Annotated in this window: 14 protein-coding genes, 1 pseudogene and 1 riboswitch; of the genes and pseudogenes, 5 read left to right on the plus strand and 10 right to left on the minus strand. The window is 55.6% G+C overall.

Annotated elements, in window-relative coordinates; all coding sequences use genetic code 11:
• Positions 1–9: 9 nt before the first annotated feature.
• The 3 genes from F556_RS34020 to F556_RS0113755 all read right to left on the minus strand — a co-directional run bounded on the left by F556_RS34020 (position 10) and on the right by F556_RS0113755 (position 9,037).
• Complete coding sequence (locus F556_RS34020) at positions 10–5,616, minus strand: WIAG-tail domain (RefSeq protein ID WP_040716571.1); 5,607 nt, start codon at positions 5,614–5,616, stop codon at positions 10–12.
• A gap of 118 nt (positions 5,617–5,734) precedes the next feature.
• Positions 5,735–7,513 (minus strand): phosphomethylpyrimidine synthase ThiC, encoded by a 1,779-nt coding sequence (thiC, locus tag F556_RS0113745; RefSeq protein WP_020617544.1) that lies wholly within the window; start codon positions 7,511–7,513, stop codon positions 5,735–5,737.
• A gap of 190 nt (positions 7,514–7,703) precedes the next feature.
• A riboswitch (TPP riboswitch) is annotated at positions 7,704–7,811 on the minus strand.
• 65 nt (positions 7,812–7,876) lie between these two features.
• Positions 7,877–9,037 (minus strand): glycosyltransferase family 4 protein, encoded by a 1,161-nt coding sequence (locus tag F556_RS0113755; protein ID WP_020617546.1) that lies wholly within the window; start codon positions 9,035–9,037, stop codon positions 7,877–7,879.
• Positions 9,038–9,280: 243 nt separating this feature from the next.
• On the opposite strand from F556_RS0113755, the gene asd reads away from it, so the two are divergent.
• Complete coding sequence (gene asd / locus F556_RS0113760; protein WP_020617547.1) at positions 9,281–10,075, plus strand: archaetidylserine decarboxylase; 795 nt, start codon at positions 9,281–9,283, stop codon at positions 10,073–10,075.
• Positions 10,076–10,622: 547 nt separating this feature from the next.
• Here asd and F556_RS0113765 read toward each other — a convergent pair.
• Complete coding sequence (locus F556_RS0113765) at positions 10,623–11,408, minus strand: AraC family transcriptional regulator (protein ID WP_020617548.1); 786 nt, start codon at positions 11,406–11,408, stop codon at positions 10,623–10,625.
• A 200-nt stretch (positions 11,409–11,608) separates the two neighbouring features.
• Between F556_RS0113765 and F556_RS0113770 the strand changes: the two genes are divergently transcribed.
• Positions 11,609–12,907, plus strand: a complete 1,299-nt coding sequence (locus tag F556_RS0113770; RefSeq protein WP_020617549.1) for an aminotransferase class I/II-fold pyridoxal phosphate-dependent enzyme — start codon at positions 11,609–11,611, stop codon at positions 12,905–12,907.
• A gap of 701 nt (positions 12,908–13,608) precedes the next feature.
• Here F556_RS0113770 and F556_RS0113775 read toward each other — a convergent pair.
• The 5 genes from F556_RS0113775 to F556_RS0113795 all read right to left on the minus strand — a co-directional run bounded on the left by F556_RS0113775 (position 13,609) and on the right by F556_RS0113795 (position 18,405).
• Positions 13,609–14,859, minus strand: a complete 1,251-nt coding sequence (locus F556_RS0113775) for an ABC transporter permease (RefSeq protein ID WP_020617550.1) — start codon at positions 14,857–14,859, stop codon at positions 13,609–13,611.
• Positions 14,843–15,601, minus strand: coding sequence for an ABC transporter ATP-binding protein (locus F556_RS0113780; RefSeq protein ID WP_020617551.1), 759 nt, complete (start codon positions 15,599–15,601; stop codon positions 14,843–14,845). The genes F556_RS0113775 and F556_RS0113780 overlap by 17 nt, the downstream gene beginning before the upstream one ends.
• 20 nt (positions 15,602–15,621) lie before the next feature.
• Complete coding sequence (locus tag F556_RS0113785) at positions 15,622–17,046, minus strand: DEAD/DEAH box helicase (protein WP_020617552.1); 1,425 nt, start codon at positions 17,044–17,046, stop codon at positions 15,622–15,624.
• Between the two features lie 22 nt (positions 17,047–17,068).
• Complete coding sequence (locus tag F556_RS0113790; RefSeq protein ID WP_020617553.1) at positions 17,069–17,842, minus strand: SDR family NAD(P)-dependent oxidoreductase; 774 nt, start codon at positions 17,840–17,842, stop codon at positions 17,069–17,071.
• Positions 17,843–17,946: 104 nt separating this feature from the next.
• On the minus strand, positions 17,947–18,405 hold the full coding sequence (locus F556_RS0113795) for a chemotaxis protein CheX (RefSeq protein ID WP_020617554.1): 459 nt from the start codon (positions 18,403–18,405) through the stop codon (positions 17,947–17,949).
• A gap of 163 nt (positions 18,406–18,568) precedes the next feature.
• Here F556_RS0113795 and F556_RS38785 point away from each other — a divergent pair.
• Positions 18,569–19,006 (plus strand): annotated as a pseudogene (locus tag F556_RS38785) (zinc dependent phospholipase C family protein); the annotation flags it as partial.
• Positions 19,007–19,580: 574 nt separating this feature from the next.
• Here F556_RS38785 and F556_RS38790 read toward each other — a convergent pair.
• The gene (locus F556_RS38790; protein WP_020617556.1) at positions 19,581–20,579 is read right to left on the minus strand and encodes an HRDC domain-containing protein; all 999 of its coding nucleotides are present in this window, start codon (positions 20,577–20,579) and stop codon (positions 19,581–19,583) included.
• A gap of 412 nt (positions 20,580–20,991) precedes the next feature.
• Between F556_RS38790 and F556_RS0113810 the strand changes: the two genes are divergently transcribed.
• Together F556_RS0113810 and F556_RS0113815 are read left to right on the plus strand one after the other, a co-directional pair.
• Entirely contained in the window at positions 20,992–21,288 is a 297-nt protein-coding gene (locus tag F556_RS0113810; protein WP_211222586.1) for a DUF3055 domain-containing protein, read from the plus strand.
• Between the two features lie 51 nt (positions 21,289–21,339).
• Positions 21,340–21,618: a hypothetical protein gene (locus F556_RS0113815; protein WP_020617558.1), complete on the plus strand. Its 279-nt coding sequence runs from the start codon at positions 21,340–21,342 to the stop codon at positions 21,616–21,618.
• The last annotated feature ends 64 nt before the right edge of the window (positions 21,619–21,682 follow it).

Consider the following 21,682-nt stretch of genomic DNA (forward strand, 5'->3'; position numbering starts at 1 on the left):
AAGGAGTTGCTAGAAGGTCGTACCTACCGCAATCCAGTTAAGCACGCCCTGCGGCTGTGGACTGATGCGGGTACGGATGATGGTAACTACCGCGCCGGCTACGGACTTGGATTTGATAATCGCATAACAAGCCGGGTGATCCGTCATGGCAGTAAGTGCATACGCATGGCTGTTAAACGGGGTTCGGAAGGTCAGATAGATATCCACCTGCTCTTCCTGCTCGGAGAAGCGATACTCCGTCAGCCCGTAATGCTGGACCACACTACCCTGAGGCGAGCTGCTGATGACCGGCGAGAATGCGAGCTTCGGCAGCGTGATCGTCCCGTTCTGTACGTGTCGATCCTGGATAGCTTCCGGTTCCAGGTGCTCCGAACCGACGGCTCCCTCCACTAGTTGAGCACTCCCCACCGCACCTGCAGCCAGTTTCTCGGCGGTCACTGAACCATCTGCCAGCTTGTCGCCAGCCACGCATTGATCTGTGAGATGCTCTGTCCGAATGCTGCCCGGGGCAGCTTGGGACGACTTCAACAAGCCGGGAGCCAGCTTGTCGGCCGTTACCGCTCCGTCCTCCAGCTTCTCCGTCGTGACGGCGTTGGCTGCGAGCTTGTCGCCGAATATTGCCCCGTCAGCAAGCTTGCTGTTATCGACAGCACCGGCTGCCAGCTTGCTGCTGATAATTACGCCTTCGCTGAGCTTTGCCGTTGTGACGGCACCATCTGCCAGTTTGGCTGTAACCACGGAATGGTCACACAACTTGCTGCTGTTGACTGCGCGCTGTGCCAGTTTGTCGGCTGTCACTGCCTCATTCGCCAGCACACTCGTGTCTACGGCTCCCTCCGCCAGCTCAGGCGTTGTGATCGGATGCCGCTCCATCCCTGCTAACGTATCAAACTCACGCAACGTCACATACCGCTCGGCGAGATGCTCGTCGCTGATCGATCCTGGTGCAACATGCAGCCCTGTGACAGAGCCAGCGGCCAGCTTGCTGCTGTCGACTGTGCCATCGCTGAGCTTGCTGCCATCCACGGAACTCGGGGTCAGCTTGCTGCCATCTACCGAGCCCTCCGCCAGCTTGGCGCCAGTAACCGATCCATCGCTCAGCTTATCAGTCGTTACTGCTTCATCCGCCAGCTTCTCGCTTGTGACAGCGCTATTCGCCAGCTTGGAGTTGATGACCGACGCATCGCTGAGTCGGCTGCTGTCTACTCCGCCGGGTACCAGCTTAGTACTATCCACCGATTCTGGAGCCAGCTTGCTGCTGGTGACCGATTCATTCGCCAGCACAGTTGTGCCTACTGCCCCTTCGGCAATATCCAGCGTGGTGATTGGATCGCGCTCCATGCTGGAGAACGCATCGAATTCCTGCAGGGTGACGTATCGCTCCAACAGATGCTCGCTGCTGATTGCTCCTGCTGCAATCTGCTGCCCCGTAATCGACTCCGCGGCCAGCTTGGCGCCAGTGACTGCCCCATCGCACAGCTTTTCTGTCGTCACCGACTCATCGGCCAGCTTCTCGCTGGTGACAGCGCTGTTCGCCAGCTTGGAGGCGACGACCGATGCCTCACCTAACCGAGTACTATCCACCGATTCCAAGGCTAGCTTGCTGCGGGTGACTGCCCCCTCTGCCAGCACACTCGTGTCCACTGCCCCTTCAGCGATATCCAGCGTTGTGATTGGATCGCGCTCCGTATTGGAGAATGCGTCAAACTCCAGAAGGGTGACATAGCGCTCCAACAGATGCTCGCTGCGGATCGCTCCAGGCGCTATCTGTTGCCCCGTGACCGACTCCGCGGCCAGCTTGCTGCCATCTACCGAACCTTCCGCCAGCTTGGCGCCAGTGACCGCCCCATCGCTCAGCTTCTCCGTCGTCACCGATTCATCCGCCAGCTTCTCGCTGGTGACAGCGCTATTCGCCAGTTTGGAGGCGACGACCGACGCATCACCTAACCGCGTGCTGTCCACCGATTCCAGAGCTAGCTTGCTGCGGGTGACTGCCTCCTCTGCCAGAACACTCGTGTCGATGGCGCCCGCGGCGATGTCCAGTGTAGTAATAGGCTCGCGCTCTTGGTTGGCCAGCGCATCAAATTCCAGCAATGTAACGTACTGCTCCGCCAAATGCTCCCTGCGAATTGCTCCCGCAGCAATATGAGTTTCCGTGACCGACTCTGCAGCCAGCTTGGTGCTGTCCACTGAGCCATCGCACAGCTTGCTGCCCTCTACAGAGCCGTCTGCGAGCTTGGCGGCAGTGACTGCCCCATCGCTCAGTTTCTCTGTACTCACCGCTTCGTCTGCCAGAATCGTCGCATCGACTGCACCTTTAGCCAGATCACGGGATGTTACCGGCTCTCGTTCCATACTCGCCAGGGCATCGAACTCCCGCAGCGTCACATACCGTTCCGCCAGATGCTCGTCGTTGATCGCTGCAGGAGCAATCTGCCATCCTGTAACTGCTCCTGCTGCCAGCTTGGTGCTCGTTACCGCACCGTCGCTCAGCTTCTCCGTCGATACCGCTTCATCTGCCAGCTTCTCGCTTGTGATGCAGCCGTCCGCCAGACCTTCTGCCGTAATAACCCGCGGCTCCAGCTCAGGACGCAGGGCATATTCCTGCTGAGTGACGTACCGTTCTGCCAGATGCTCTTCCCCAATAACTGCCGGGGCAATATGTCGGGCCTCGATCGCGCCTGCTGCCAGTTTGTCGGATGTGACTGCACCCGTCATCAGATGCACAGCCTCAACCGCCCCCACGGCAAGCTCTTCCTCGCCTACACTTGCAGGAGCCAGCTGCTGCCTGCCTACGCTTCCTGGAGCCAGCTTGCTGCCCCGAATGACCCCATCCTTAACCTTCTCCAGCGTGAAAATCTCATCAGAGAGATGCTGGGCCTGCACGGTGCCTTTCTTCAAGTGAAAGCCTTGAATCGTTTCGGCGCGGACATGCTTGCCCGTCACAGATTCCAGGGCCAGCTGCTCGCTCTGTACGGCATGGACCGCCAGCTTCTCCGAAGTCACTGCTCCAGCGGCCAGCCCCCCCGAATCAACAGCGCCAGCCGACAAATGCTCAGCACCGATAGATCCTGCCTGGATATGTGCGCTGTTGACTGAACCGGCTGACAGATGCCTGCTCTCCACTGCGCCGGCAGCTAGAGCCTCTCGGGTGACGGCATCCGACCGAAGCGCTTCGGAGCCAATCGCGCCTTCCGCCAGATGACGCCCCGTCACGCTGCCAGGACCAAGCTTGCTGCTGCTGACTGCTTCATCGGTCAGATGGGTTTCACGGATACTTGCGTCAGCCAGATGAATGCCCAATATGGCGCCTGATGCCAGGTGGCGGCCCGACACAGCTTCCTCTGCCAGCTCCTCTGGTCCTACACTTGCAGCTGTCAGATGCGTGGAATCAATACTGTCTGGCTGCAAGTGTCTGGCGTGTACCGCCCCATTCAATAGTTGCTCTGCTCCAACGGCTCCTGCTTGCAATTGTCTGGTGCCGACTGCTTCTGCAGCGATGTGTTCTTTTTGTACAGCTTCGTCTCCCAAATGGCTGCGGTCCACAGCTTGCGGAGCCAGCTTGCTGCCTGTCACACTGCCTTCGCCCAGCTTGGCTGTCGTCACTGCCGCATCCGCGAGCTTGTCGGTTGCGACGCTCTCAGGCGACAGCTTCAACGCGTTGACCACGTGGTCCGCCAAATGATGCGAGAACACCGTGCCCCGGCCGATATGGCGTTCGGTTACACTGGACTCCGCCAGCTTCGCCGCTGTAACGGCGCCGTCCTGAATGGTGACTGTACCCACAGATTCAATCGTCAAATGCGTGTTCTCGACGCTGTCTGGCTGCAGATGTCTGGCGGAGACGCTGCCTCCTGCCAATGCTTCGCCCTCTACCGCTCCCTTGGCTAGATGGTAGGATCGAATAGCAGCAGGAGCCACCTTGTCAAACGTCACAGCATCATCAGACAAATGATGCGACTGCACAGCATGGCGCGCCAGAGCCTCTGCACGAACGCTCTCATCGGCCAGCTGGTCGCTGCCAACAGAGCCTTCCGCCAGCTGGGTCATACCTACTGCACCAATGCCAATATGCTCTTCCCTGACCGCCTGTGGGGCAATCGTATCGGCGTGCACGCTGCCATCCTCCAGATGATGGTAGCCGACCGTACGAGGCAATATATGCTCGCCATCAATAATGCCTGTTGTCAGGTGATGACTGCCGACCGATCCTGCAGCCAGCTTATCGGCCGTCACACTTGACCGACCAAGATGCCTTCCCTGCACCGCTTCGTCACTGATTTTTTGGGGACCGACACTGTGATCTGCAATTTTAGAAGTCGTTATGGCTTGATCGGCGACTTTGATTGTTGTGACGGCCTGATCAGCCAGTTTGCTGGAGGTCAGACTCTGATCTGTAATATGCGTTGTGCCGATCTCACCGGGAGCGAGATGTTCGCTTCGTACGGCGTTTGGCCGCAGATGTTCCTCTGCTATGAGTCTGGGCACGATTTTGTCCGGCGTTACGCTCCCTGCTTGCAGCTCCCGACTTCCGACGGCGCCCTCCTCGAGATGGCTTGCCGCTACGGCGCCCGGAGCCAGATGCTTTCCCCCGACAGCCCCCGTCGCGATATGGTCTGAGAGCAGCACACCTTTTTTGATGTGTGCCGCATCAATCGCTTCTTTCTCAATTTTGTCGCTCGTGACAGCGCTATTCCTCAGTTTGGATGACGTAACCGCATCCTCCGCCAGCTTGGAGGTATCGATGGCTTCGTTGACCAGATGCCTGGCCTCCACCGAGCCCGTTTGCAATTTGGAGGCATGAATGGAGCTATCCTCCAGTTGCTCACCACTAAGACTGCCCACAGCCAGATGCTTGGCTTCAATGGATCGTTCAGCCAATTTGTCCCCGTGGATTGCCCGGTCAGCGAGCTTCTCGCTCGTGATACTGCCGTCTTTCAGCTTCTCGCTCGTCACCGAACGATCGCGAATTTTACTGCCTGAGATCGCGTTGCGGGCCAGATGCTCGCTGGTGATGCTCTCGGGAGCCAGCTTGGAGGCTGTGACCGCACGATCGGCAATTTTAATGCTTTCGACCGCAAAATCAGCGATGGTCTGGGTGAGGATACTGCTCTTGCGCAGCTTGGAGCTGTCGATGCTCTGGGCCCCCAGCTTCTCTCCTGTCACAGCACCGTCTGCAAGATCGTCGGTATAGATAATAGGTCCTTGGCGGCGGGGGGTGCGCCGTTCCTCCACTCTGGCTGTCCGCTCCTCTGCACTTGCCGCGTTCGGCTCAGACAGTCGTTCCTCCTCCGGTTCCTCCTTTGGCGCTGCCGCCTCTTGGGTAATCTGGCGTGAAGACTCTTCTTGCAACAGCAGTTCATCAGCTTCCGGGGCCTCATCAGATACCGCTTCATACTTTGCTTCAGGTTTTTCTTCTGTAACCGTATGATTGATGGTCACCGGTTTTCGTTTACTTGCGTTTGATTTGACCGACGGACTGCCGCTTGCAGCCGGCGCGGCTTGCTGCTTCTTGGCAAGGTCATCAAGCCATTTCAGCTCGGAGCTGTTGGGATTATCCACATAGAACAGCGGCTTGCGACCCTTCGTGCTTTTCCCTCTCCTGTTTTTAGCCATAGTCCACTCCTTCTTCCCACCTTAGTTACCCCCAGCATATGCATTCACCTATGGGCAGGTCACACAAATTCATGCAGGAAATGGCAATTAATCAAGTGGAAAGATGGTGCGGTTGGTATCAGCTATAGATTCCACCACCCGAGCGGAAAGCCTCCGAGCGCTCCTGCATCCCTTTCTCAATGGCTGCCTCCTCTGTTGGCAGTCCCTGGGCAGCAGCATAGGCACGGATGTCCTGAGTGATCCGCATACTGCAAAATTTAGGACCACACATGGAACAGAAATGCGCTGTCTTGGCCGCCTCCGCAGGCAGAGACTCATCGTGAAAAGCAAGGGCCCGCTCCGGATCAAGCGATAAATGGAACTGGTCCCGCCAGCGGAACTCGAATCTCGCCTTGGACAATGCATCATCACGCAGCTTGGCGCGGGGATGACCCTTGGCGAGGTCCGCGGCGTGCGCAGCTATTTTATACGTGATGACGCCTTCCTTCACATCCTCTTTGTTCGGCAGTCCCAGATGCTCTTTTGGCGTGACGTAACATAGCATGGCCGTGCCGAACCAGCCAATCATCGCAGCGCCGATCGCGGAGGTAATATGATCATAGCCTGGTGCAATATCAGTGGTCAGTGGACCCAGTGTATAGAAGGGTGCCTCTTGGCATACCTCCAGCTGACGGTCCATGTTCTCACGGATCTGATGCATCGGTACATGCCCTGGTCCTTCGATCATCACCTGCACGTCATGCTTCCAGGCGATCTTGGTCAGCTCGCCCAGCGTCTCCAGCTCAGCAAACTGTGCGGCATCATTGGCATCGGCGATCGAGCCAGGGCGCAAGCCGTCCCCCAGAGAGAACGAGACGTCATATGCCTTCATAATCTCGCAGATTTCTTCGAAGTGGGTATAGAGAAAATTTTCCTGATGATGCGCCAGGCACCAGGATGCCATAATGGAACCGCCGCGAGAGACAATGCCGGTCAATCGCTCCGCCGTGAGGGGAATATACCGCAGCAGTACCCCGGCATGAATGGTAAAATAGTCCACGCCCTGCTCCGCCTGCTCAATCAGCGTATCCCGGTAGATCTCCCAAGTCAGGTCAGCCTCCACGCCATTCACTTTTTCCAACGCCTGATAGATCGGCACTGTACCTACTGGTACCGGAGCGTTTCGGATAATCCACTCTCGTGTTGTATGAATGTTCTTGCCTGTGGACAAATCCATGATCGTATCCGCCCCCCAGCGGGTAGCCCATGTCATCTTCTCCACCTCGTCCGCGGCTGAGGAGCGCACGGCTGAATTGCCGATGTTGGCATTGATCTTGACGTGAAAGGCACGGCCAATCACCATGGGCTCCAGCTCCGTGTGATTAATATTGGCTGGGAGTATAGCGCGGCCAGCCGCGATCTCCGCACGGACAAAGTCAGGCTTCATCCCTTCCCGGATCGCCGCATACTCCATCTCCGGCGTCACAATACCTGCCCTTGCGTAATGAAGCTGTGTCACATTGCGGCCAGCGGTGGCCCGGCGCGGCTGTCGGCTGGCTGCACCAGGGAACACTTCCGCCCCCCGCTCTCGAACACCCGACTCCGAAGCGTAACCGTTATCCTGCGGCAATACAGAGCGTCCCACGTACATTTCGGTATCCTCCCGCTCGCCAACCCAGCCACTACGCACATCCGGCAGCCCGACTCTAACATCCACTTCATGCTCCGGATCGGTGTAGGGTCCGCTGGCGTCATAGACGAGCAGTGGCGCATTCGGAATCTCCTCATCATCGCGCTGGGTCGGCGACAGTTCAATCTCCCGGACCGGAACCCGCAGATCGTCCCTGGAGCCCTGAACATACCTTTTGCGGCTTCCCGGCAATGGCTGGCTTGCAATCGTGTAGGCTGTTGTATTCAATTCATATTCCTCCCATAACAGTTGTTGGAATCCCCTGAAGAGCCCAAACCAACCTGCACCGGACAGCAAAAAGCCGCCCCGGCGAAGGAGCGGCAGAATAAGAACCCGGATGCACGAAAAGCAGGACAAGCAAGCCCGACTTCGGCCCATGTCTGTTTTCATTTATGTACAGTGCCAACGGGCACAATTCGAGTACGTATTCCCACTTTCCTACGCTGGTATAACCCAGATCAGGTTCAAAGGGATCAAGGCTCGATTGCCTTATCTCAGCCCGTTTCGGGCACCCCTAGTGGATTCTGCTATGACTATACAAGGAAGATAATGGAACTGTCAACCATTTTTCTTCCTGTCCTACTAATAATCTCAGACATAACCGCCCTCTTGAAGCAGCTCCAGCCACCGGGCTGCCGACTGTTCCCAGGTGAACAGCTGCTCCACCCTCTCCCGTGCCCGCTGGCCGAGAAATGCTCTTAAATCATCATTATGCATCAGCCAGATCAGCCGTTCTTTTAACTCTGCCTGAGGATGATCGGGATCGACGAGAAATCCGGTTACACCCTCCTCAATCACTTCCTTCATTCCCCCTGCCCGGGTACCGACCACCGGGAGACCACAAGCCATCGCTTCCACATTGACCAGGCCAAAAGCCTCCCTTCGATCCGAAGGAACAACTGCCAGATCAGCCGCTACAAACCAGCTGGGCACTTCCGAATACGGGACATACGGGACAAACTTGACGTGAGCCGGGAACTTGTTGCCAAGCCGATGCAACTGGCGTGTGTAGGGGGTCATGCGATGAGATCCATAAAAGGCACTCCCTACCACAACCAGTAGGATATCCGGGTGCGCCTCCACCAGATCCGGCAAAATCCGCAGCAGGTGATGTACACCCTTGCGTGGAATCAATCGTCCCATGAACAGCAGGACCTTGCGTCCATGCCAGCCCCGTACCGTACGGAGCTGCTCCCGCATCTGGGAGCCAGCCAGAGAATATTGGGAAGGGAAGCGGTCGCTCTCCACACCCAGATGCACCACTCTCAGCTTGCTGCCAGCTTCCGGCACCAGGCGGGCCGCCACATCCCGGAGATACTCGCTATTGACGATGATGCGTTCAGCCTGCCGAAAGCTCTCTCTCAGCGAAGATGGACTGATGCGAGAGGGCGAAAGAAACGTCGAGGAATGGAGATTGAGCCAAATCCGCGCATGAGGACGCCGCTTGCGCAAACGCAGGACATAGAGCGGCCGGTTCTCCACCACGACCAGCTGTGGTCCGTAGGCTCTCAGAGCCGTACCCACCTCGCGGATATAAGCTTGCTTACTGACAGCGGGGTATCGGTGGCAGGCGACGCCGCGATAGACGCCGCGCCGTGGCAGATGCTTTGCCGTCCTGCCATAAATACGCGGCTCGATATGCGGTGTCAGCAGCGGTACGATATTCTCTACCACACGTTCAACAGAACTGCTGCCGGGCGATGGCAGCGGATAGGAGCCCGGTGTAACGAATGCGACTCGATTCGGTGACATCAGTTCAAGACCGCCCCTTTCATGACTCGTAACGTCTGCAGGATTCGCATGTTACTAATGTACACAACGGATGTCCCACATGGCACGGCATCCTCCCATACGCTTGGCCTAAGTTGCGTCGGCGCTCCGCCTGCATTTAGAGTGCGCGCACTTGGGCTCTGCTATTGATTTGTCCTATCCGATATGGCACACTAGGTCGATAGAGAGCAAGATTACAGGAGGAAAGGACGTGGCTCCTACTTCATGAACAGATGGCTGATGCGATCCATGACCGAGCTCACCTCTCGCAAATGGATATCCCGCATAACAGGCAGACTCGCGCAGTCTGCAGTCAGTCGGCGATTTATTCCGTCGTTCGCCCGCATGTATGGCATTCAGGTCCACGAGGCGGAGAAGCCGATCGGCGAATATGGCACCTTAAACGAGTTTTTCACGCGCCGGCTCAAGGACGGGGCACGTGTCATTGACGCAGATCCCGCTACCCTCGTCAGCCCTGTGGATGCCTTGATTACGGGAGCCGGGCCAGTGAAATCGGGTACAATTTTTAACATTAAAGGTCAAGACTATACGATTGAAGAGCTGTTGAACCGCTCTCCCCGAACCGCCAGCTATGTTGGTGGCTTCTGCCTCGTCTTGTACTTGAGTCCTACGGACTACCACCGCATTCATACGCCTGTCAGCGGCACGGTCGTTGAGCGTGAGCATATCCCGGGGAAGGTGTACCCGGTCAATGATTTTGGCCTCCGTCACATGAAGCGGGTGCTCAGCCGCAACGAACGATTGACGACCTATATCCGCCACGGGGGCGGGGAGGTCGCAGTCGTCAAGGTTGGCGCCATGAACGTAAGCAGCATCAAATACGTCGAACCGCTGACTCAACAGGTGGAGAAGGGCCAGGAGCTGGCTTATTTCGAATTCGGCTCCACCGTCGTGCTGCTGACCGAGGATCATACGTTTACGCTCCGCAATGATCTGATGCCAGGGAAGAAGGTCCGGATGGGCGAGTCTCTGGGGACGCTCCGTCTGCCCAAAGCCTGAGACAAGCCGATGAACGGCAATACAAGGTGAACGGCTGTGCCTCACGTGGAACAAACACTGGAGGCTGGGGCACGGGTGATCGGGTGGGGTGCTCTGGGCTTGGGCGATCAGGTGGGCTGTTGGCGGGCTATGGCGGGCCCCGTCCGTCCTCCCGTCCCCTCGGTAGTTCCTCCCGCCGCTCTAACGGCCACCAGCGCAGTTATTCCAGCCTTTTTGCCTGGTTTGCAACTCTAACGGCCACCCACGCACTTATTCCAGGGAAATCAGGCTGCAACAGGCCTCCGCAAGGCAAATAGGTGCTTATATGTCCGTTAGAATTTCAAACGATCGATTTCGAGTACAATAGCGGTCATGGTGGCCGTTAGAGTTCAATCTTCATAGTGTCCAAACCACTCTATACCGCCAGGCGTCTTCGTCTTCTGGCGACGATGTACGGTTCCGGCGATGTTCGGTTCATTTGGTTGATTTAAAATAAAAAAGCGATGCACTCGGGCAATTGTGCCCGGCATCGCTTTTTTTGGTTCATGCTTGACCTGCGCAACTCCAATTACCGGATCTCCGAAGGGCTCTTGCCGGTGTATTGCTTGAACTGACGGCTGAAGAAGAAAATATCCCGGTAGCCCAGTGCGTCCGCTACCTCGGTGACATTCATGCCGGCGTGCATCAGCAGATGCTGGGCCCGGTCGATCCGGGTCTGAATCAGATACGATTGCACCGACATGCCAATCAGCTGCTTGAACCGGGTCGAGAAATAACGCGGCGACAGCTGGGCACGCATCGCCAGATCTTCGATGCGGTGCGGGACCCCCGGGTTCTGCCGGATGTAATTGGCGATTTCGTGAATGGCCTCGGTCAGCTGATTGCTCACATTTTTCTCTACCGGTCCCTCGACATCCTGACGCAACAGAATAATCAGCAATTGCTTAAGGATAAGCTTCGCTTCTTCTTCTGCCGCAAAGGTCTTCACGAGAAACAAACGGACATATCGGGAGAGCAAATGCTCGACATCGACCGTTTCCTGGAGCACCCGATAAGGCTGCGGCACTTCGTTCACTGGCGAGTCCACATCGAAATGTATGTAAGTCAGGACCAGCGGCTTTTGCGGCTCATGCGTCGCGCTCGTATGGTCCCCTGGGCGAAACAGAAAACAGCTGCCTTTGCTCACCTGATAAGGACGGTCGTTCAGAATGACCTCGCCCTCGCCGCTCCATACGTAGAACAGATCATAGTTGGCCAGCGGCTTTTCCCGCTTCTGCCATCTCCACCCCGGTTCGCACACGATTTTGGCAAAAGCGGGCTTTAAAATTAACGTCGAAGGCTCTGCATGCAACATTCCCCACTTCCGCTCCCTCCACTTTTTACTTCGCACCTTGGGACCCTCGGACGGGTCCCGCTTCTGTTGTCATCATACAATACTTCAAAAAGTGCGCGCAACTCGCAAAAATGTGATGGATGTTGTGTCGTTTGCAATTAATTAATGTTATAATAGCACCCGGAAGGTACTGAATGAGCTGGAAGGATGGAAGATAATTCATGAACTTACTTGCCAAGCAGTTGAATGAGACGCTTCAATCGGAAAATTCGCATATTTTTGACATGCTGTCGGGAATAGGCAAAGCCATCTATTTTCCTAAGGTAGGTATCTTGAGTCAATCGGCCGAGGCCAGCGCCAAAGCCAAGAAGTACAATGCAACGATCGGCATCGCCACCGAGGGCGGGCAACCGATGCACTTAAAGGCCATCCAAGAAACATTGTCCGCTTACGAGCCCAAGGACATTTATCCATATGCACCACCCGCAGGCAAGCCGGAACTGCGGAAGATTTGGCGCGAGAAGATGCTGCAGGAAAACCCGTCGCTGACGGGCAAATCCTTCGGCCAGCCCATCGTCACCAACGCGCTGACGCATGGTCTTAGCATTGTCGCTGATCTGTTCGCCGACAGCGGTGACGCCGTCATCATCCCGGACAAGAATTGGGAAAACTACGAGCTCACGTTCAGTATTCGCCGCGGCGCGGAGATGATCGAGTACCCGCTGTACAATGAGGACAACCGGTTTAATAGCGCTGGTCTGCGCGAGAAGCTGTTGGCTCAAGGCGACAAGGGCAAAGCCATCGTCATTCTTAATTTCCCTAACAACCCGACCGGCTACACGCCGACCCGTCAAGAAGGTGCCGAGATCGTGTCGGCGATTCAAGAAGCCGCCGAGGCTGGCATCAATGTCGTTGTCGTCACTGATGATGCTTATTTTGGTCTGTTCTTCGAAGACTCTCTGCACGAATCGCTCTACGGCCAACTCGCCGACCTGCATCCGCGTGTCCTGGCTATCAAAGTCGACGGTGCCACCAAAGAAGAATATGTATGGGGCTTCCGTGTCGGCTTTATTACGTACGCTTCGCCATCCGAGGAAGTGCTCAAAGCACTGGAGGCGAAAACCATGGGTATCATCCGTGCGACGATCTCCAGCGGACCTCATCCGTCCCAGACCTTCATCCTCCGTGCCCTGCAAGCGCCTGACTTCGAGGAGCAGCGCCGGGCCAAGTTCGATGTGATGAAGCGCCGGGCCAATCGTGTCAAGGATCTGCTCGATAGCGGACGCTTCGGTGATGTCTGGGAGTATTACCCCTTCAACTCCGGTTACTTCATGTGCCTGAAGCTGAAGAACGTAACGGCCGAAGCGGTGCGCACACGGCTTCTGGACGAGTACGGTGTAGGTACGATTGCACTGGGAGAAACAGATCTGCGCGTCGCCTTCTCCTGCATCGAGGAGCTGCATCTGGAAGAGCTGTTTGATACGATCTACCAAGCGGTGAAGGATGTTTCACAAGCGTAATTGTGGCATTATGCTGCTCTTAAATTCATCATAATGTACGAACAGTAGGGCCTCCCGCGATGGGAGGCCCTTGTTGTATTGCTTGGTGTTTGCTTGGGTCTACTTGGGTCTACTCCACTCTAACTCTCGCTCTAACGGCCACCACAGCCGCTATTTCACCCTAAATTTATGTTTTGGAAATGTAACGGCCATATAAGCAGCTATTGAGCGTGATGAGGGGCCTTTCTATCGGTTTTCATCAAAATAGCCGCTCCTATGGCCGTTAGGATGAGAACCTCCCAAAAAAGCTAAAATAACTGCTCCTGTGGCCGTTAGAGCGTTCTCCAGACTTCAGACTCCGACCTCCAGACCCTCGACTCCCCGACTCCCGACTGGCGCCATGCTTTCGGTCCATGTGCACTGGGAGCGCGGCGGCAAGAAAAGGGGGAGTGTTGCATAAGAAAGAGCCACCAGGCCTCGAAGCAAACAGCGTCAACCATCCCGCTCAATGTTCCCCAGTGTCCGCTAATGGCGCAAGTTATGGCGCGGAAGCAAGACGAGTACGTACACCACCCACTCAATCTTCCTCAGCGTCTGCCAACCGGCGCTTGGTGCGGCGCGGCAAGCAAGACGAGTACGTACACCACCGCTCAATCTTCCTCAGCATCTGCCAACCGACGCATGGTGCGGCGCGGAAGCTAGACGAGTACATACAACGCCTCTTAATCTTCCTCAGCGTCTGCCAACCGGCGCTTGGTGCGGCGCGGCAGCAAGACGAGTACATATAACGCCGCCAGGAGAGCGACTACCGCCGCGACGAGGTAGTAGCCGTCCAGAATCAAGGCTGCGGCAAGCGGCAGCCACATAAGAACCCCACAGAGCGCCGTGGTCGCCTGCACGACGGACACGACGGACGCTTGATGGCGTTTCTCCGGCAGGGGATAAATGTGCCGCCATACCGAATAGCGATGGACCATCGTGACCGACCGTGCCTGTACACTGATGATGAACAGGAACAGCAGATACACTGCTGCCGCCCCCCAGCCCTCCAGTAAAGCTCCCTCACCGGTCAAATAACCGACCAGTCCACCCAAAAGGGTCAATCTCACCAAAATGCCACCTATCTCGGCCCTGACCATCGTATGGCTGAACAGGTAACGGTAGGTATTACTCTCCCTGTAAGGGACGCGAGCAGCGAGCCAAGCCAGATAGCCGCGGCGATGGGCGCGTTGGGGAAGGACCGGCACGTCAATAAATGCCCCCAAGAAACGGTAATAGCGACGCCGGGTTGCTTGCTCCTCTTCAATCAGCCGTTCCCATGGCAGCGCATGCTGCTTGGGTATCCTTAGCAAGAGCAGATAGGCTAGGCAAATCACAGTGATAATCAGCAGCGCTATTCCCATCGACACGTCACTATCGAGCAATATCGCAATCATCACCGCATGCAGCAGCCATCGTACGAAGCGAGACACCCACCGGGCACCCGGCCAGGCCATCCGCCGCTCACGCCAAGCATGGTGCATGTTGAACAGCTTCAAGATGATCAGAACGAGCGCGATGACCGGAAGTGCATAATCATGATCCACCGTGCGGTTGTAGAGCGGCCAGAACAGCAGCAGGCCTCCCAGCATCAACAGGACGGTAAAACTGCCATTATATAGCCATGACCGTCTCAAGTAACCAGGCATCTCTTGTTCTCTTGGCATAAGAAAAACAACATCTGCAGGATGGAGCCAAGTCCGCATTGGGCTCCAGCTCACTAACGGGGTCAACAGCAGCACGCCTACCAGTAAGGTGGGAAAACCGGCTGGCGGCTCGCGCAGCACCGTCCCATAACCAATCATAAAGAGTATGATCATCAGCACGACGAACCCGGGGAAACCGCTCTGAACCATAAATCGCAAATAAGGGAAAATCTCTAGCCGAAACGCACGAGCACGCTGCTGCCATAACGCATCAAGAGACTGGCGCATCGCCGTCACCTGCCATTACAAAGCGGTAGAACGCTTCTTCCAGCGAGATCCCTGGCGCCCCAGCCTGCTCTCGGATCTCGTCAAGTGTCCCTTGCGCGGCCATTTTACCTTGATGAACGACAAGGAACCGGTCGCAATACGCTTCAACCGTGGCTAGAATGTGAGAACTCATCAGGATCGCTGCGCCGCTCTCCTTGACCCGCACCAGGCGCTCCAACAACGAGCGGATACCGAGCGGATCGAGACCAAGAAACGGTTCATCGATAATGTAGAGCGCGGGCTCCGGGAGCAGCGCGTTCATAATCATGACCTTTTGCTTCATGCCTTTGGAGAGATGATTGGAGAAGGCGTCTTTTTTGGCATTCATATGGAATTCGTCCAGCAGATGCTTGCTCCGTTCTTTGTATCGGGCTTCCTCCACGCCGTAAGCCATGCCTGTCAGTCTCATATGCTCCTGAACCGTCAGCTCATCGAACAACACCGGGTTTTCAGGAACATAGGCAAATGCGGAGCGATACTGCTCCGGCGAAGTTTCAAGCGTCGTACCCTTGATCAAAACCTCACCTTTGTGAGGCTTCATGAGCCCCAGAATATGCTTGATGGTTGTACTCTTGCCCGCTCCGTTCAGACCAATCATGCCGACCATTTCTCCCGGCTTGATCTCGAAGTTCAGATCATGCAGCACCGGCCTGCGCGGACTGTATCCGCCTGTGAGCCCTTTTACTTGTAGAATGCTATCCATCGTCCATCCCTCCGTCCGACTTAAGACTCCTGCCGAGGCTCCTGGCCGGCTTCATCACGCTTGGCCTTCAGCCAGCGGGGAGCTCCTTTATCCTTGGAATTCTCCTTTTTGCGAGGCTTCTTCTTGCTGACTTCAGCTGCTACTGGTCCGCCGCTGCGGGCTTCGTTACGACCAGCCGAAGCAGGCCGCACACTGCTAGTGGAGGCTTGCGGTTGCTGCGGCTTCCGGTTAACGGCTCGCTTGCTGCTGTCACCACCAGCTCCGTCAGATTTGCGGGCGGCCATGCCAGAAGATCCACCCTTACTGGTCTGATCGGCATCCTGCAGCGTCCCTTTGTACATCTCCTTGCGCGCAATTCGGATGCGCAGCTGTTTTTCGAACTTGTTCATAATGAACACTTCATGTGGTGCCACAATCGAAACTACCGTACCCGAACGCCCCATCCGGCCCGTCCGACCGGCACGGTGCACATAATGATCGCTGTCCGGCGGCGGGTCCAGGTTGATGACAAGCGGGAGCTCGGCGATGTCCAGCCCCCGGGCTGCAATATCTGTCGCCAGCAAGAGCTGACACCGACCATCGCGGAAACGGGCCAGCGTGCCTGCCCGTTGCAGCTTGTCCGCGTCTCCGTACAAGGCTTCTACCGTAAAGCCCGCATAGCTTAATTTGGACTGCAGATTAGCAATTTGATCGGTATCATTCAGGAACAACAACGCCGAAGTGGGCTCAAGGAGCCGGATCAACCGGCGTGCCGTATCCACTTTGTCGCGAGACTCGCACACCAGATACAAATTTTCAACCGTCGAGACGACCCGTTGATCGGGACGGACGGCAACCTCCACATGCTCCTTCATCCAGCGCTGGGTCAGTCGCAGCATCAGTTCTGGATAGGTCGCTGAGAAGAAACCGATCTGCCGCTCAGGATGGGTATTGAAAAGTATGGTCTCGACTTCGGTAGTGGAACTGAGGCCAAATACTTGATCCACCTCATCGACAATAATCATTCGCACCTCATGCAGCTTTAACTTGCGGTTCTTATAGAGTTCATGGATCCGTCCAGGCGTACCTACGACCAGTTGGGGGTGCAGCTTCAGCTTCTCGACCTGCCGTTTCATGGCGGCACCGCCAATCAGCGCTTGCGTCCGCAGTCCCAGAAGCTCTCCATAATGCTGCGCAACATTGAAAATCTGCATAGCAAGCTCCTGCGTTGGTGCCAGCACCATAGCTTGCAGATCCTTGCGATTCGTATCGATACGCTGCAGCAGCGGCAGCAGATAGGCTAACGTTTTGCCGGATCCCGTCTGCGAGCGCGCCGATACGTGCTGCCCCGAGAGCAGAGCCGGTATCGTCTCACTCTGCACCTGTGTCGGCGTGTGGAGCCCCTTCTCTTCGAGTGCAGCGCCCAAGGCTGCTCCAACACCTAATTTTCCCCATGCTTCGTTCATTGCAAAATTGCCTCCAAAACCATTATTTTTTATTCAGCCACGGTCCCGCAATCCGATCCGCCAGTCCCGGGAATAGCTGATACAGCAGCATCCCGCCGGCAGCCATGAAAGGAAGATTCGCTTCGCGTTTGCGGTGCTCGATGACTTTGATAATCGCCCGCACTACGCGTTCAGGCTTCATCATCATCCAGCGTACATTGTTCACATAGTGACCCTCGGGGTCAGCCGTATCAAAAAAAGGCGTTTCTACCGGTCCAGGGTTAACAGCCGAAACCGTAATCCCCTTGCCGGCCAGCTCCAGCCGCAGCGCATTGGTAAAGCCCAAAACCGCATGCTTGGTAGCCGAATAAGCTGTCGATTTGGGCGTGCCCAGCTTGCCGGCGAGGGAAGCAATATTGACAATCTGGCCACTGCCTTGCTGGATCATGGATGGCAGCACCGCTTTGGTACAGCGTACCGTTCCCATATAGTTGGTCTCCATCATATCGGAGAAGCTCTCAATCTCTGCATCCGCCAGCGTCTCAAACCGGGCATATCCGGCGTTGTTGATCAATACATCAATTCTGTCATAGTCCGTCAGAATCCGAGGAATGACTTCATTTACCTGCTCATCGTTGGTCACATCCATCAGATAACTGCCGTGCTCACCCTGGAGCAGATTATAGGCATCCGTCAGCTTGCTCTCGCTGCGTCCGGTAATAATCGGCAGCGCGCCGCGGTCGATCAGCATTTGTGCTGTCAGAAGACCGATTCCGCTGGTCGCTCCTGTGATGAGGATCTTTTTTCCCTGTATCATGTTAGCATCACCTGTTTCAATATTACTGTACATTCACCCCAAGAAGCAAAATTAACCCGCTTATAATAGCAAAAAAAGCTCCCGCGGGAGCCTTGAACATGATACTATGCAATCAGGACCTGAATGTCCAATTCGCCAATTCCGTCCATAATCAGCGGAATGGTCAGGGCTTTCTTTGTCTCGAACCCGTCGGTATGTGTTGAACGTACGACCTTTGGCGGGGTGATATCGACCTTGACCCCTTGGTTATAGAGCAAGGTGCTCGCATTACCACTAATCATGTTGCCCAGCTCGGAAATTGCGCTGCTGCCGATTTCATCAATCTCGTGTACGGTGAATCCGCCCATCATCGCAGAAATGATCTTAAGCGCAACATCTTCCGTCAGGCCGAAAACAATGTCACCGCTCATCTGCCCGGTCATCCCGATCTGGATCCAGATGTAGTCCTCCACGAACGCGACATCCTTGACCCCAAGCTGTCCGGTCGCCGGCCGAATCATGACCACCTGCTCAATGACGATTCTCGCCGATTCAAGAAACGGATTAATATATTCTGCCTTCATAGTAAGGTTACGCTCCTTTTCGACATACTTGGACAATCTACTTCCTCTATTATACTCAATTTACTAGGACAAGTATACTATCTTTTGCCAAAGTCAAGCAAAAACCGCCCCGAAGGGCGGTGCGAAAGAACCAAACCATCTATAACTTTAGGAGGGGTGCCAGTTGCCTAACACCTGGACGCATCTGATTTTCGGGCAGCATGCACTCGGCGAAACAGGCCAGAAAGAGCGGATCTCCGATCCTGCGTTGACCAAGCTGTTCAACTTTGGCTGCCAGGGTCCGGATTTCCTTTTCTATCACAACTATCTGCCCTGGAAAAAAGATAAAACCATGAATCAGCTGGGCAGTTCCATGCATAATCTGCATTGCGGCCCCGTTCTTATGGACATGCTCGACCGGGTGGCTGCGCTCCCGGAGGTCGGCTCTGAACGCGAGCAAGCCTTGGTCTATACGCTCGGATTTGTCCTCCATCATATTCTGGATCGCAATATGCACCCGTATGTCTTTAGTCGCTCTGGTTTCCGTAAATGGGACCATCAACGCTTCGAGGTGATGATGGACACGCTGATCGTCCAGCAGCTCATGGGTCTGGAGACATGGAGAACCCAGGTCTGGCGCGAGCTAGATTACGGAAGCCAGCTGCCTGCCAGCATTGTCGATACCTTCGAGGACGTCGCTGCCTGCCATTATCCTGAGCTGGCCGCCACCATCGAGGCGGAGGATTGGCAGAACGCAGCTCGTGATATGGTGCAAGCACAAAGGCTGTTCTACGATCCTACTGGCATTCGCAGACTATTGACCTTTGGACAGTTCGAGGCCCTGGTCTATAAGAAGTCCGTCCCGCCGCTCGATATCCTCAACGAACAGCGACTGCCCTGGATTGATCCAACCAATGCCGCAATCCGGCATGACGAGAGCGTATGGATGCTCTGGGATCAAGCCATGGCCGAAGCCAAAGTCATCATCCCCGCCATTATGGACTGGCTAGCGGCTTACCAGGACCCGTCGGATTCCCTTGGTGCGGAGACCCGCCGCAGCCATGTAGCGGCACTGATTGCCAATCGATCCTATGAGACGGGGCTCGATTGCGAGAGTGGACCTCCGATTCGTTTTGCCCAATCCATCTGGCCGGACGGCGGGGTTAACCTCAATGACCAGGCCCCTCTGCCTAGCGCTAAATCGCTTGCTGGGAGGCATCCTTCCCGCGCCGATAACGCAGACGGATCAATCGCAGACGGTCGTAGAGCTGGTCCACCTGCCTGCTCTTCAGCTCATCCTCGTCATATGCATGACTGAGCACCGGCTTGAGATAGCGGTCCCCTACAGCAGCCAGCGCTGCCCAGATCCGCTCCTGCTCCGCCTCAGGCACAGAGGAGAGCTCCTGGCCGATCAGCGGTTCCATATCATAGCCCTCCTTCTCCAACTGCTCTACCCGCTCCAGCAGCTCCCTTCTAGGCAGCTCCAGCAGCTTCTGCAGCTCTTCCAACGTTTGCCCTTCCTGAACGCCGCTCAAGATCAGGCGTTTTTCCTGTTGGCGGTCAAGCTCCAGCTTGAACTTGTTTTCTTTTTGCTTGTACAACCATTGCGTATACACTTGATCATCGAGGGCATCCATGACCCAGTGGAGCGGAAACGGCTTGGATTGCTCATGCAGCCTGGTGATCGCCAGAACTTCCTCTGCGTAGGCAATGTTCTTGGTCTCGCCCCACCCAGGAATCTGTATCAGCTCCGCCGCCTGGTGCGGAACAAAGGCACTAATCATCCAGAGCATGCGGTTGGTGGCGACGACATAGGCCGCCTTTTTGAGCTCGATCGCTTTCCCGCGTCGCCATTCACGAAGTGCTTCGAATAGATCTTGCTGGGCATGCATTTCCCCATAGCATTGAATAAACGAGATAAGGCCGCCAGCCCCTCTGGCTGTCCGATCGTCAAGCATACCATCGAGCACCGGACTATAGCCTTCTCCCATCTTAATGGCGATACCGTGGCGGAAGGTCGTAATCATCTCCTCCCAGGAAGCACCTTCAAACCAGCAATCTGCCCCCCTGTCCGCACTTTCCTCCTGCCACATGACGTGCCAGATCCCCTGTTTTTCACTAATAGACACTTGGCCGCTCGATACCCGCCCGTCATTCATTTCCTTCTCTAGCGTATTCATGAACACTACCTGCATTTCGTATGGCCTCCCTAACGTGGATTGATCGAAAAACTGCCGCCCAAAAAGCAAGCGACACTACCCCGGCTATCACTGAGAAGCACAAAAAAAGCACCCCCTCAGCGTAATGCCGAAGAGGTGCTTCCTCTTTCCGAACAAATTTTCGATTGATTGCATCGTACCATATTCGGGAAAGACTGACAAGTGTTTTCTAGTTTAATGGTGTATAATAGGGGCCATGTCAGCTCGTTGAAAAAGTGCCGAATAGGTACGGATCGATTCTGGAGAAGCGAAGCGCTCGCCTTTGTCCCCGGATTTCACCCATCAAAGGGTCAAATTATATGAAATCTGGGGACAACAGCGATCGGAAGAACGATCCGGTTCCTTATGGCCTTATTTTCAACAGTTTACATCTAACTTTGGAGGCTATATGATGCTGAATGAATATGATTTTTTATCGGATATGACCGAAGAAACCTCTACCCGCTTCGTTACCTTTATTACGCCTGGCCTGCAACGTTATGACCTGGCGATTACATCTACCGCCCGCTTCTATGGCAAAAAGCTGATTACCGATCTGCAAGCCGGCCGGACCGCCATTGTGGGCCCTGACGACCTGGAGGAGCCGGGTTATGTCGAAGCAACCTTTCGGGTGAGCGAAGAAGATGCAGAAGAATTGAAGCAATTTTTGACCCTTGTGGTCGGCGTGGTGAATTTTACCGATTGATCTGTGGCACTACTAAGAACGGCATTGATCCAGACCACAGGAGGTTCTACCATGAGCGAGCCGTTCATTCCCGAAGACAAGCGCAAATACACCGACCTGTCGACCGTCGAGTCGCAACGCAATGATCTGACAGCCGAGGAGTTCCCCGAGGGGCCTTACGGGGCCGACCTGCTCACGGAATCGCTGGGCAAAAGCTCGCCTTGGCGGGCAGACCAGCGTCCGACCAACCGGTTCGACTATGAAAACCGTCAGCTGCATAAAGGCCTCTCTCGCCATTATGAGGGGGATAGCGGCGAAGGCAATGCCGATCTCGATCTCGTTGAAGACTAATGCAAGCTGCCGTCCGGTTACGTCAAACAACCCTTGGGTCATCATCTGAGTGACCCAAGGGTTA

This window comes from Paenibacillus daejeonensis DSM 15491, from assembly GCF_000378385.1.
Classification (GTDB): domain Bacteria; phylum Bacillota; class Bacilli; order Paenibacillales; family Paenibacillaceae; genus Paenibacillus_D; species Paenibacillus_D daejeonensis.